Source organism: Leisingera sp. ANG59, from assembly GCF_013317235.1.
GTDB lineage: Bacteria > Pseudomonadota > Alphaproteobacteria > Rhodobacterales > Rhodobacteraceae > Leisingera.
Map to the genome: position 1 here is coordinate 34,685 of NZ_WLCM01000016.1, position 11,998 is coordinate 46,682.

Consider the following 11,998-nt stretch of genomic DNA (forward strand, 5'->3'; position numbering starts at 1 on the left):
GATGATCCGGCTGGAAAACCTGACCAAGAGCTTCCGGCTCAAGGGCGAGCGCAAGGTGGTGATCGACAATCTGAACCTGACGCTGCCGTCGGGACGCTCGCTGGCGCTTCTGGGGCGTAACGGCGCGGGCAAGTCGACGCTGCTGCAGATCATCGCGGGCACCCTCAGGCCCGACAGCGGGCGGGTGGTCTCGGACGGCACGATCTCTTGGCCGGTAGGGCTGGGCGGCTCGTTCCACGGCGATCTGACCGGCGCGGAGAACGTCCGATTCATCGCCCGGATCTACGGCGTCGACACCGATGATCTGGTGAATTTCGTCGGCGATTTTGCCGAACTGGGAAAATTCTACCACATGCCGATGCGCAGCTATTCCTCCGGCATGCGCTCGAGGCTGACCTTCGGCGCTTCGATGGGGATCCGCTTTGACACCTATTTGGTTGATGAGGTCACCGCGGTGGGCGACGCCGCTTTCAAGCGGAAAAGCCGCGCCGTCTTTGCCGACCGCATGAAGCTGTCCAGTGCCATCATGGTCAATCACTCGATGAACCAGGTGCGCCAGTTCTGCGATGCCGGCCTGGTGCTGGAAGGCGGGCGGGTGCGCTATTTCGATGACCTTGAAGAGGCCATCGAACTGCATCAGGAGATGCTGGAATAATGCGCAAGTGCCTGCAAAACGTGCCAGCTAGCGTCCTGTCGGCAGGAATCTGCAGCTGCGCGGTAAAGAGCAATTTATTTCCGGCGGCAGCTCCAGTATGCAGCCTCCAGTACGATTGCGGGTGCGGTGCACAGGAGCTTTAGTAATGGTGAAGGATATGCCGACTGCAACAGGTAAGGCAGCGCTGCAGGGGCTGATGTGGCCGGAATTCGGCATCTGCACCGAACGCGACCTCTACCTGCGGGCGCAGGGGCCGGTGGCGGTGTCGTCGGAGCAGCGCGAGCTGCGCTTTGCGGTCGGCGGCCATGTGTCCTTCGGCAGCTGGTTCAACCTGTTCAACCTGGAAAAATGGCAGCGCGAATGCGGTTTGCAGAGCCTGAGCCTGGCGCTGGAGGGCGAGGGCGCCTTTGAGCTATCGGTGATTCTGGCGCCGCGCGGCCGGTCCTGGGACCGGGTGGTGAGCCGCTACGTGGAATTCCCTGCGGACGGGCGGCTGGAGATCAGCTTGGACCAGCTGCTGCAGCCGGGCGCCACGCCCGGTGTGCTGTTCTTCGAGCTGCGCGCGCTGGGGGCAGGGCGGCTGACCGGAGCCAGCTGGCAGACGCTGGACGCGCCGCGGCGGGAGCCGCAACTGGCGCTGGCGGTGACCACCTTCAAGCGCGAGGCGGCGGTGGCGCGCACGGTGGAGCGGTTCTGCACCTTCCGCGAAGGCTCCTGGATGAAGCCGCATGTGCAGATGATCGTCACCGACAACGGCCAGTCGGTGGAACTGGCGCCGCAGGAAGGCGTCACCCTGGTGCCGAATGAAAACCTGGGCGGGTCAGGCGGCTTTACCCGCGGCCTGCTGGAGGCACGCGCCCGCGGCGCCTCGCACTGCCTGTTCATGGATGATGACGCCTCGATCCACATGGAGAGCCTGGAGCGCACCTGGATGATGCTGGCCTATGCCAGGGATCCCGGGACCGCAGTGGCCGGCGCGATGATCAGCGAGCAGCACCGCTGGGCCATCTGGGAGAACGGCGCCCGCTTCTTCACCCGCTGCCAGCCGCTGCACATGGGCACCGATCTGCGCGACATGACCCAGATGCTGGCGATGGAGCACGAAGCGGCGCAGCCGGTGCCGGAGGATTTCTATGGCGGCTGGTGGTGTTTCGCCTTCCCGGTGGAGCAGGCGGAGCATCTGGCCTTCCCGTTCTTCGTGCGCGGCGACGATGTCAGCTTCTCGCTGGCCAATGATTTCAATATCATCACCCTCAACGGGGTGGTCTCCTTTCAGGAAAGCTTTACCGAGAAGGAAAGCCCGCAGACCTGGTACCTGGACTTGCGCAGCCATATGGCGCATCACCTGAGCCTGCCGCAGCTGGAGGTGGGCGCGCGCGGCGTGTTGAAAATCGCCGCCTGGTTCTTCCTGCGCAACCTACCGCGGATGCATTACGACACGCTGGCCGCCATCAACCTGGCGGTCGAGGATGTGATGAAGGGGCCGGAGTTCTTTGACGAGCACGCCGATATGGCCGGGCGCCGGGCCGACATCAAGGCGCTGATGGCGGCCGAGGCCTGGCAGGATCTGGACCCGCACCAGGCGTTGCCGCCGGTGCGTCACCACCCGCCCGCGGCCTGGAAGCGGAATCTGATGAAGCTCAGCTTGAACGGGCTGCTGATCCCGGGCTTTGCCCGCTTCGGCAGTAAGATCACCCTGGAGGCACAGAACCGCAGCCACATCGGTTTTGCCTGGGGGGCGGCGGAGATCACCTGCCTCAACGCGGAGCGCGCGAAGTTCTACACCGTGCGCCACTCCAAAGCGGCCGCCTGGCGCGAGCTGAAACGGTTTGCCGCAAACGCCCGCGCTTTCCTGAAGGTCTATGACCAGCTTGCTGCCGACTACCGAGGCAGCTATGGGCAATTAACCAGCAACGATTACTGGCAGGACAAGCTCGGTGTTTCTACAGCACAGGAGCGCCAGGCAGCGGAATAGGCCTTGGCGCCGGACGCGGCGTTTGCGGCCCCAGCCCCGGCCCTTGCAGCCGGGGCTGGGGTATCTTGGGCTTACCCTTGCTGTTCGGCTTTCCGTTCCGCCTTTTCAGCTGCCTGGTGGACAATCATCGCCTGCATCAGCGGGGTGACCAGATCGCGCATCAGCGCGTAGCTGTCGGCGGGCAGCTCCATCCGGGCCAACGGTGCATCGGCAGCCGGCAGCGGGTCGAAGAACAGTTCCTCGCGGCCGAAATAGCGCTGCGCGACGGCGCGGTTGCCTGCGGCATAGTCCGCCATCACTGCGGCGCGCTGCTCCGGCGGCATCAGCCGTTCCGATTGTTTCCTGGCGCCGCCTTGCAGGGCCTTGTCGATTTCGGCGCAGGCTGTGGTTAGCACGCTGCGGTAGCCGGGAGACGCCTCGTCCAGCGGCAGACAGCGCATGAATTCGGAGATCGCGGGCGAGTAGCTTTCGTTGATATGGGCGGGGGCGCGGAAGCCCTCGCGGTCGGTCAGACCGATGCTGTCGCAGAAGGTTTCGATCGGGCCGCCCTTCATCTGGCCCCGCTCATGCACGTTCACGATGATGTTGTCCTGCCCGAACAGTTTTTCCAGATGGCGCAGGTAGCGGTCGTAGTGGATCCAGTGAAAATCCTCTCGCATCGCCATGAAGTCATCGAAGGTGCAATGGCTCAGCTTTTGGTTCCATTGCCATTTGATGTTCTGGAAGAACCAGCTTTCCAGCCACGTGTCCTGGCGGCGCAGGGTGAACACAACCTTGACGTCGAACCATTCGCGGAATTTGGCCAGCACGGAGAGATCCCGGCGCATGCAGACGTCTTCGTCGCTGAGGATTATCGTGCGGATCGGATGCGGCCGCTTATCCGCACGCGTGGTGAGGGTCTGGGTCACGTCCGCGGGGGTGCGCTCGCCGTTGAACAGGTTGTTCATCATCTTCAGGTGCCGACGGACCTTGAACGGGTAGAAAAAGCCTTTTTCCTGAAGCGGATCGAAGTTGGCGTGCAGATATTCCTGCAGGGCAGAGGTCGCGGTCCGGTGGGCGCCGATATGAAGGATCAGTGTGCGTTTCAACCTGGGTACCTGTGATGTTCTGCGGCCGACGGCCTGTGACTTTCTGGGGTGCTTAGCGGTTTTTTAGGCAAGTGCCAAAGGAAATTCCCTGTCTTAGCCTGTATTCGGCTGTGCCAAGATAGCGGTGATTTCATCCAGAAGATTCCAGACATTTTTGGCATTCTTGCGGTGGGCTGGAGAGCTGTCCGCAATGTCGCTGGGATCGCGCTGGGATACCGAAACCTGGTACTCTTGGCGCCAGGCCTTGGGCATTTTCCGGATCAGGGTTCCTATGCGGGTTGCTGCTTCATCCAGCCGGGTTCTCTGATGAGGAAGGAAATGGGCTTCGGGGGAGAAATCTTGCCTGGTATGAGAAGTGCTGTCGCGGCTGCGCTGCAGCTCTTCCTCCAGAATAGGATGGCCAAAGAACTGGCGGTCCATTGCTCTGGCATCTTCCCGGAAGGCTTCCAGAAGGTGGCTGGCGCTGGCTTGGTCGAGCACGGGCTTTTTGCCGCAGCGTCCAGACTGTGCGGAGAGACTGCGTTGAAGTGCGCCGCCAAGCGCCAGCCTGTGATGGTCTGCCAGCTCCTGGCGGCGTAAAACCTGCTGAACAAGGCGCATGCCTGACAATTCCGCAACCGAAAGCGCTTCGTTGACCAGCTCCACGGGCAGCAGTTCGAAATTGCCGGTGCCCAGAGCGTGATAGAAGAAATCGGACACCGCATCGCCGTCGCGAAGCGCGCTGCGCACAAAGGGCCGCAGGATCATGCCGCCGCCGAAGACCGTGCGCCAGGCCGGAAACCTCTTGGCGTAATAGAGGGTGGGAACGGTAGTAATGAAACGGCAGAATTCTTGCAGCGAGCCGTCGAAGGTGCCGGTTTTCAGCCGCTGTCCATAGGCGGAAAGGGCGCGTGAGGCATGCGGGCGCACGTAGGAGATCGTGCGCGTGGGCAGGCCGGGGAAATAGCTTTCCAGTACTTCCTGCAGGCGGTGCGGGCTGCGCCGGGCCAGGAATTCGGTGGAGATCACGCCGGTGCCGCTGTCGTGGCATGCGAACCAGTCCCGAAGACTACCGAACTGCGCCTCTACAAAGGCGGGGTCGGCGTTTGCCTTCAGCGCATTGGCAAGTGGGGCGTTGTTGAGGTGCTTCTGGGGCACCAGATGCGCCGCGCTGCAGCGCCAGGCGCCGGTATTCAGCACCGATTGGATCGAGCTGGTGCCGGTCTTGGGGTCTCCGGTGTGAATGAGCAGATCTTGTATCACTGGCGGTTTCCCATCAGGTGCCGAAGCGCTCGAAATCGAAGTTGCTCCAGCGGTCTTTCTTTTGCTGGACCCAGCTTTTGTCGCTGGTCTTGTGGGCATGCTCCCAATAGGCGGGGTCGAGATCAAATTCGGGGTCGAAGAAGCTGGAGAAACGCTCAAGCCCTTCGAAAGCGGGCCTGCCGGCTTTCAAGTTGCGGTGGATCCTGGCTTGGTAGAGCGGTTTTTCTTGCCGCCCCTTGCCTTTGGACCAGTTGCAATGCAGCGAGTTGACGCCGCTTCGGTTGAACAGGCGGGTCAGCGACAGGGTGGCGCATTTGTTGAAGCCGATCTGAACGGCAATGGGGCGCTCTTGGGTAGAGGCGGCATCAGTCATTGGCAGCGGTCCCGTGATTGCTGGAAAAAGTGTAGCCGAAGTATTCCCAGGCCCGGACCAGATTGCGCGTCCGGTAGGTTGTGGGGAAATTGGCAATGTATTTGGCGTTAGAGTTCTTCACTGCGCTGAAGCGCTCGGCCATTGGCAATGGGGCGCTGCGTTTTTCAAGGCCGCAGAAGGCCGCGATACGATTTGCCGTGCCACTTGGATCTTCGCAGAAGTCCTCATACCGGGCTAGGATGCAATCCTCTCCAAGATCTTGGAAAGCTTTCATATAAGCGGTGTTCCAATGGGCCATGAGCTGCGGCACTGGCAGATTGTGCCACTTGCGGGTCGATAGGGAGACGGCCCGGGGGTCTCTGGTCCAAACAATGAACCGAGCGTTGGGGAACAGGCTGCGGAAATAGGGGATGCGCACGATATTGGGCGGTGATTTCTCCAGCAGCACTGGGGATTCCCCCTTCACCCAGCTGCCCCATTGGGCAAGCAGTCGACTGGCAGTTTTGCGGGCCCGTTCAGGCTTTTTTAGTGGTGCAAATTGCATTTGCGGATAGAAGGCAAAGGCGCCAGGCCCGCCGAACGGGCGCTCTGCAATGTAGACATCCTGCAGGAACTGGCCTTCGTTCTCCGGTACTTTGGCCGATTGGAAGAAGCTTACTTCGTAATGGGCGCAAAGATAGTCGTGCAGCAGCGTCGTGCCGCTGCGGTGCAGGCCGCAGATGAACACCGGGCGCTTGAGCCGCACCGCATCCGCCGATTGGGTCCGGACCCGGCGGCGTTTTACCTGGAGGTTGGATTTTCCGAGATGCTCCAGCGCTTTGCGCGCCTGGCTGAAGCGTCCTTCCCGCAGCAATCCGTGAATCTTGCCAGCGGTTTCCTGGGCTTCTGCCGCAGCCGCCTGAGGTGAATATGCTGGCTTTTTCATCGTTACCTCGCTGTCGATCGGGCCGCGGTGTGCAGGTCCGCTTCTCATAGCGGTTTGCGGGCCGTTGCTCCAGCGGGATGTGGCGGGGGGAGATCGCGGCCTATAGCACAGTGGCAACACCCGGCCGTCCGAGGATATTGCCCTTGATGCGCTGGGGAGGGGCAGCTAGTCAAAGAATAGCTTTTACCTCTTTGACGCAGGATCGCACAGCCTTGAAGAACCAGATTATCGGAATTGTTCCTTTCTCCTATGCGGCAGCCGACCGGTTCCAGGCCGCACGGGATCATCAGGACGAAGCACAGCTTCTGCGGGCGCTGTTCGATGAAACCCGGATCGCCTTCCGCTTCCGCATGCTGGAACTGCTGAATGCGCATTCAATGAAGGCGCAGGGCGACCGCAATTTCTCAATGATCTACCTGGTCTCCGAACGTATGCCGCCCGAGCACCGCCGTCGGTTAGAGGAAATTGTCTCGGATGTGCCCGGGGCGCGGATCATTGCGTTGCCGCAGATGCCGCTGGCCGAAGCGGTGCGCCGCGCTTTTGAACAGGTAATTGACCCGCAAGCCGAGCATGTTAGCTTGTTTCGGCTAGATGACGACGATGCGCTGGCAGTGGACTTCGTCGGCAGCCTGCGCCGCCGCGCGCGCCGCCTGATCAATGCGGGGCTGATCCTGAAACCCACGGTGCTGAGCGCCACCCGTGGCGTCTATTGGAAGAACGACGGTAAGGGACGGTCGCAGTTGATCGACATCTGCGACCGGGTGCCCCTGTCGATGGGCTACACCATTGTTAGCCCGCGTGAGGAAATCGGCCACCACTATCTGAAAGGGCACCGGGACGCAGCCATGTTCTATCCTTGTTTCATGGATCCCTCGCGGATCATGTATGTGCGTTCCGTGCATGGGGATAACGATGGCGGTATTTCAAACCTGAACCGGGGCCGGGTTTTGGAAGCCGAGCATGCCCGTGAAGTTATGCGTCGCCGTTTCAATCTGGATGCTGTTTCACTTCTGGAACCAGAGGGGGAGCTGATGAGCAAAACCTTCAGCCAGCGTGCTCCGTAGCATCCTCATTCCTGAGGGCGGTAAATGGGACCGGCTGGCAGCATGACTTTGCTCTTTATCATTCAGAGCGGAGCACAGGAAACAGTTCTGTTTTAAGCCATCGCGCCCTATCGGAGCAGGTATGACCAAGCGGTTGGAACAGTATCGCCACCAGGGGAAATTAAAGTTTCCGGTCCGGGCAGTGCTATGAATGGCAGTGACTATTTCTCCACCGCTCGGCAGAAGGCACAGGCTGGCAGGTGCGGGTACAACCCAGGAAAGGACAAGCACATGAACATTCTATGCGTGGGCGCGGGGCTTTCGGGTGCCGTCATCGGGCGGCATCTGGCCGGAGCGGGCCATCAGGTCACCGTGATCGACAGCCGGGACCACATCGGCGGCAATTGCCACACTGAGCGCGACGCGGAAACCGGCGTCCTGGTGCATGTCTACGGGCCGCATATCTTCCACACCGACGATGCCGAAGTCTGGGGCTATGTAAACCGGTTCGAGAACTTCCTGCCCTACAAGAACCGGGTGAAATCGACCACCCGCGGGCTGTCGGGCGGCCGGGAAGTGTTTTCGCTGCCGGTCAACTTGCACACCATCAACCAGTTCTTCCGCAAGACCATGCGCCCGGAAGAGGCGCATGAGTTCATCACCCGGGAACAGGCCGACACCTCGATCACAGATCCGCAGACCTTCGAAGAGCAGGCAATGCGCTTTGTCGGCAAGGATCTCTACGAGGCGTTTTTCAAGGGCTACACCGTCAAGCAGTGGGGCATGCACCCCTCGGAGTTGCCCGCCTCGATCCTGAAACGGCTCCCGGTCAGGTTCAACTACGACGACAACTACTTCTTCCACCAGTTCCAGGGGATGCCGGAGAACGGCTATACCGCGATGATCGGAAAAATCCTCGATCATCCGGGCATTTCGGTCAAATTAGATACTGAATTCACCCCGGAGATGGGGGAGGGCTTTGACCACGTGTTCTACTCCGGGCCGCTGGATGGCTACTTCGGCTACGAGCTCGGGCGGCTGGGCTACCGGACGCTGGATTTCGAGCGCTTCACCCATCAGGGCGACTACCAGGGCTGCGCGGTGATGAACTACGGTGAGGAAGAGGTGCCCTATACCCGCATCACTGAGCACAAGCATTTCGCGCCCTGGGAAAGCCATGAGGGCTCGGTGCTTTACCGCGAGTTCTCGCGCATGGCAGAGCCCGGCGATATCCCCTACTACCCGATCCGCCAGGTGAAGGAGAAAGAACTGCTGGCGGCCTATGTGAAGCTGGCGGAGGAGACCCGCGGCGTCACCTTCGTGGGGCGGCTTGCCACCTACCGCTACCTGGACATGGATGTGACCATCCGCGAGGCGCTGGATGCGGCCCGCGGTTTTGAAGCCTGCCTGGAGCGGGGTGAGGCGGCGTCGGCGTTTTCCACCGCACCGCTGTGAGGCGGGGCCTGGGGGAGCGGGTGCTCCCAGGCCGTGGCTTCATCCAGGCAAGGAAAACAGCTCTGCAGCCCGCTGCCAGTCGGCGGGCCGCTGCTGTTTCAGCTGACGGATCAGGCCGCGGCTGAGATGGCGGCGCAGGAAGGCGTTTCCCCGGCTTTTCAGCCCGGCCTGAAACTCCGGCGCCAGAGTGTCCTGCACCCAATTTAGCAGCCCGAGGGCAAAGCCGAAGAACGCTGCAGAATATGGCGCACCGGCGGGGTGTCTGGCGGCAATTTCCAAAGCAATCTGTTCCAGCGGTTCGAACACCCGCAGCCGCTCGCCGTCCAGCCGGTTGGTGAGTCGGCCGCCGCCCGGCTGCACAAAGTGAGTAACGCCGGTCCGGGCGCTGCTCAAAATCCGCCGGGCCCGCAGGAAACTCTGCCAATGCAGGGCGATGTCATTATGCACCAGGGTTTCAGAGCAGCGGATGTTTTGGTCCAGCAGGAAGTCCGTGCGGTAGATCTTGTTCCAGGGATAATTGGCTGTTTGTGCCAGCAGCGGTGCGGCGGCGTCCGCAACCGGGCGCAGCCCGCCCTGGGCCAGGCCTGCCTGAACCCAGAAATCCTGGTCAAAGGGCATCTGTCCCCACAGACTGTCGCGCGCCATCCGGCTGTCATGGTGCTGGAAAATGCAGAAGTCGAACGGATCCGCCTGCGCCAGGGTATGGCACAGGCTGCGCAGCTCGCGGGTGGGCAGGTCATCGGCATCCAGAAACATCAGGTGCCGGGTTTTCACATACAGAAGCGCCCGGTTGCGCGCCGCCCCGGCGCCCAGAACCCGGCTTTGGCGCAACAGGATCAGCCGGTCCGGGGCTAGCCCGCTGTCCCAGGCCAGAGCCTCGAGAGCGGGAGCGGGCAGGGAACCGTCGTCCACCACGATCACCTGCCGCGCAATGTTCAGAGCTTCCAGGTGCCGCAGCAGCCGGGTCAGCTGGCCGTTGTCATCATAGCTGGGGATGGCGATGGTCAGGTCGAGGGGCGGATCCGAGGACATGGCTGGAGGGGCCTTACACCGCAAAAAGATGCAGATGCATCAGATTCAGATCAAAGTCCCGGCAAGGCAGGAACAGCACCAGTTCGCGCCAGGGGGCGCTGAGCGGCAGGTCTGGGCAGCAGTCGAGATACAGCGCATCCAGATGGCTGTGGGCGCGTTCTGAGGCCAGGATGTGTTTGTCAAAGAAACAGTCGCTGAAACCGCCGTCATGAGTGCCGGACCGCAGGCTGGCGCGCAGCGTCTGCGGCTCTGGCGAGGCGAGGCGGCAGGCAAAGCCAAGATACGCAATACCCTGTAGCGGCGGGAGTTGCAGCACCACATGCAGCCCGAACCAGCTGCCGCTGCCCGCGGGCGCCGCACTGAGATCGAGAAAATACCCGGCTGGAGAACTGTAGCTGCCTGCCAGCTGCAGGGCGGGGTCGGCATTGAGGAAGACCCCGGGTCCCAGATCCGTGCGGGCGGCCTGCAGCGGCCTATCCTGACGGCTGGCGGTAAAGGTGTCGAGCCCAGGGCACAGCGGGGCGGGCTGGAGCGCGCTCACAGATCATCCTCCACCGGCGGCGGCATCAGCGCGCAGAGCTGCTTGTAGGCGGCCCAGTCCGCGTTTCTGGCCACCTGGGCGCGGATATCGTCGCGGCGCGGTACCAGCTTGCTGTTGAGGCCTGAAAATTTCTCCACAAACGGCGCTAGTGTCTCCGGCTCCAGGTTGCTGAGCCCCAGCTGGGTGAACAGCGCGTTGAGGGCCCGGGGGCTGGCGTAGATATCTTCATACTGCACGAAGAGGAAAGTCTTTAACACCTCCGGCGGTAGCGCGGCGATGCGGGCGACGCTGTCGTTCCAGGCCGCCAGCCCGGCGCGCCAGTCAAGGTTCCAAGTGTCCTCAGGGTCCCGGAACCGGGCCTCGTAACTTTCCACCACCGACAGAGGGTTGCGCAGGATGTAGATATGGCGGGCCTTGGGGAATTCCGCCAGCACATGGTCCAGATGGCGGAACATCGGGGGAAACTTGTCGCCGATGTAGACGGCATTGTCATAGCGGCGGGGGCGCTGAGGCACGAACAGCCCGCCATGCGCGTGCGTATCGCCCTCGCGGATCTCCAGAAAGCGGTCCTTTTCGAAATGAGCGCAGGTGATCGTGTTCTGGCGGAACTTTTTGAAATAGCGTTCCTGGCCGAGCAGGATGTGGTTGTGCTGGTTCAGGATATTGACCAGGGCGCTGGTACCGGCCCGGGCGGTTCCTGACAGAAAGAGATACTGCGGCATGGTCTGGGATCTTTTTGTCCGGGTCAGAAAGGGTCGGGGTAGCGGTCCATCAGATCGCAGAGCACATTGTTACCCACCTGGGTGAATTGCAACCCGGCATTGGGATAGGAGGTAAACTCGCCAAAGACCACCCGCTGTGCGGTGATGTAGAAATCCAGCCGCATGAAGCAGTTGATATCCTTGGCGATCCGGGTTGCCAGCGCCATCAGCTCATCAAAGTGCCGGGGCGCTTCGATCACCGGGGCCAAGGCATTCTCGCGCTGGAAGTGGTCATAGGGTACCCAGTCCTGGCTGTAGTAGCGGTGGCTCCAGTCTTTTTTGGGGCCCATGCGGTTGACCACTTGGATCACCCAGGGGCGGCCGCCGACCACATAGACCTTGAAATCGCGCGGCACCGTATAGACCGGGTCGAAATCCTGGATGAATTCCTCGGCGATGATCTTGCTGTTGCCCTTGATAAAGGCCCCTTCCGCATAGCGTCGGCGGGTATAGGCGGCGCGCTCCTCCAGCGCGACTTTGTCGCCGGTGAAGACTTCGCGCGGGCCGTCAAACAGCAGCACGCCGTCATTGTTGGCCGCATTGTTGGGCTTGATCACGACGCGTTCGGGCAGGCTGGTGAAATCCATCTCTTCCAGCTGTTCCACCTCGGCAAAGCGCTCCGGCAGCGGCAGCTCCATGCGGCGGGCATAGTTAAACATCGCGGTCTTGTTGACCAAGCCGGCAATATACTGCCGCCGCTTCTGCTTCTTGGGATCGTCATGGGGGCTGGCGCCCTTGTACCAGCGCTCCAGTCGGTCATTCATGCGGCGTTTGAATTCAGTGTTGGGCATGGTGTTGTCCGTTGCTGATCCGGGCAGGGGAGGCGGCGGCAGCTCTGCAAAGGCCCCGCCCCGCTGTCTCCGGATTTGGTGTCCCTGGCTCTGTTGTCTCATGTGCGGGAAAGAGGC

The 11,998-nt window shown here is 61.7% G+C and carries 12 protein-coding genes; 4 read left to right on the forward strand and 8 right to left on the reverse strand.

Going from position 1 to position 11,998, the window contains the following annotated elements; genetic code table 11:
* The first annotated feature begins 1 nt into the window (after position 1).
* Together GKC28_RS14915 and GKC28_RS14920 are read left to right on the forward strand one after the other, a co-directional pair.
* Positions 2-655, forward strand: coding sequence for an ABC transporter ATP-binding protein (locus GKC28_RS14915; RefSeq protein ID WP_174147819.1), 654 nt, complete (start codon positions 2-4; stop codon positions 653-655).
* 145 nt (positions 656-800) lie between these two features.
* Positions 801-2,630: a glycosyltransferase gene (locus tag GKC28_RS14920; protein ID WP_174147820.1), complete on the forward strand. Its 1,830-nt coding sequence runs from the start codon at positions 801-803 to the stop codon at positions 2,628-2,630.
* A 71-nt stretch (positions 2,631-2,701) separates the two neighbouring features.
* Here the strand turns inward: GKC28_RS14920 and GKC28_RS14925 are convergent, their stop codons facing one another.
* The 4 genes from GKC28_RS14925 to GKC28_RS14940 form a co-directional block, all read right to left on the reverse strand.
* Positions 2,702-3,718 carry a hypothetical protein gene (locus tag GKC28_RS14925; RefSeq protein ID WP_174147821.1) on the reverse strand — a complete coding sequence of 339 codons (1,017 nt, stop codon included), beginning with the start codon at positions 3,716-3,718 and terminating at the stop codon, positions 2,702-2,704.
* A 93-nt stretch (positions 3,719-3,811) separates the two neighbouring features.
* Positions 3,812-4,960: a hypothetical protein gene (locus GKC28_RS14930; protein WP_174147822.1), complete on the reverse strand. Its 1,149-nt coding sequence runs from the start codon at positions 4,958-4,960 to the stop codon at positions 3,812-3,814.
* A 13-nt stretch (positions 4,961-4,973) separates the two neighbouring features.
* Positions 4,974-5,333, reverse strand: coding sequence for a hypothetical protein (locus GKC28_RS14935; RefSeq protein ID WP_174147823.1), 360 nt, complete (start codon positions 5,331-5,333; stop codon positions 4,974-4,976).
* Positions 5,326-6,375 carry a sulfotransferase gene (locus GKC28_RS14940; protein ID WP_217434098.1) on the reverse strand — a complete coding sequence of 350 codons (1,050 nt, stop codon included), beginning with the start codon at positions 6,373-6,375 and terminating at the stop codon, positions 5,326-5,328. The genes GKC28_RS14935 and GKC28_RS14940 overlap by 8 nt, the downstream gene beginning before the upstream one ends.
* Before the next feature lie 29 nt (positions 6,376-6,404).
* Between GKC28_RS14940 and GKC28_RS14945 the strand changes: the two genes are divergently transcribed.
* Complete coding sequence (locus GKC28_RS14945) at positions 6,405-7,322, forward strand: glycosyltransferase (RefSeq protein WP_254604251.1); 918 nt, start codon at positions 6,405-6,407, stop codon at positions 7,320-7,322.
* Between the two features lie 270 nt (positions 7,323-7,592).
* The gene (glf, locus tag GKC28_RS14950) at positions 7,593-8,756 is read left to right on the forward strand and encodes a UDP-galactopyranose mutase (RefSeq protein WP_174147826.1); all 1,164 of its coding nucleotides are present in this window, start codon (positions 7,593-7,595) and stop codon (positions 8,754-8,756) included.
* A gap of 39 nt (positions 8,757-8,795) precedes the next feature.
* Here the strand turns inward: glf and GKC28_RS14955 are convergent, their stop codons facing one another.
* Genes GKC28_RS14955 through GKC28_RS14970 form a run of 4 tightly spaced genes read right to left on the reverse strand, consistent with a single transcriptional unit; the run spans position 8,796 to position 11,881 of the window.
* Complete coding sequence (locus GKC28_RS14955; RefSeq protein WP_174147827.1) at positions 8,796-9,788, reverse strand: glycosyltransferase family A protein; 993 nt, start codon at positions 9,786-9,788, stop codon at positions 8,796-8,798.
* Positions 9,789-9,801: 13 nt separating this feature from the next.
* Complete coding sequence (locus tag GKC28_RS14960; RefSeq protein ID WP_174147828.1) at positions 9,802-10,329, reverse strand: hypothetical protein; 528 nt, start codon at positions 10,327-10,329, stop codon at positions 9,802-9,804.
* Positions 10,326-11,051, reverse strand: a complete 726-nt coding sequence (locus tag GKC28_RS14965) for a sulfotransferase (RefSeq protein WP_174147829.1) — start codon at positions 11,049-11,051, stop codon at positions 10,326-10,328. Before GKC28_RS14965 ends, GKC28_RS14960 begins: the two co-directional genes overlap by 4 nt.
* A gap of 23 nt (positions 11,052-11,074) precedes the next feature.
* Complete coding sequence (locus GKC28_RS14970; RefSeq protein WP_174147830.1) at positions 11,075-11,881, reverse strand: ATP-grasp fold amidoligase family protein; 807 nt, start codon at positions 11,879-11,881, stop codon at positions 11,075-11,077.
* Positions 11,882-11,998 lie beyond the last annotated feature (117 nt).

Bases quoted from the DNA above. Each gene is read 5' to 3' on its own strand.
- GKC28_RS14955 (WP_174147827.1), bottom strand. From the start codon at position 9,788: ATGTCCTCGGATCCGCCCCTCGACCTGACCATCGCCATCCCCAGCTAT.
- GKC28_RS14965 (WP_174147829.1), bottom strand. From the start codon at position 11,051: ATGCCGCAGTATCTCTTTCTGTCAGGAACCGCCCGGGCCGGTACCAGC.
- GKC28_RS14920 (WP_174147820.1), top strand. From the start codon at position 801: ATGGTGAAGGATATGCCGACTGCAACAGGTAAGGCAGCGCTGCAGGGG.
- GKC28_RS14915 (WP_174147819.1), top strand. From the start codon at position 2: ATGATCCGGCTGGAAAACCTGACCAAGAGCTTCCGGCTCAAGGGCGAG.
- glf (WP_174147826.1), top strand. From the start codon at position 7,593: ATGAACATTCTATGCGTGGGCGCGGGGCTTTCGGGTGCCGTCATCGGG.
- GKC28_RS14935 (WP_174147823.1), bottom strand. From the start codon at position 5,333: ATGACTGATGCCGCCTCTACCCAAGAGCGCCCCATTGCCGTTCAGATC.
- GKC28_RS14970 (WP_174147830.1), bottom strand. From the start codon at position 11,881: ATGCCCAACACTGAATTCAAACGCCGCATGAATGACCGACTGGAGCGC.
- GKC28_RS14945 (WP_254604251.1), top strand. From the start codon at position 6,405: ATGCGCTGGGGAGGGGCAGCTAGTCAAAGAATAGCTTTTACCTCTTTG.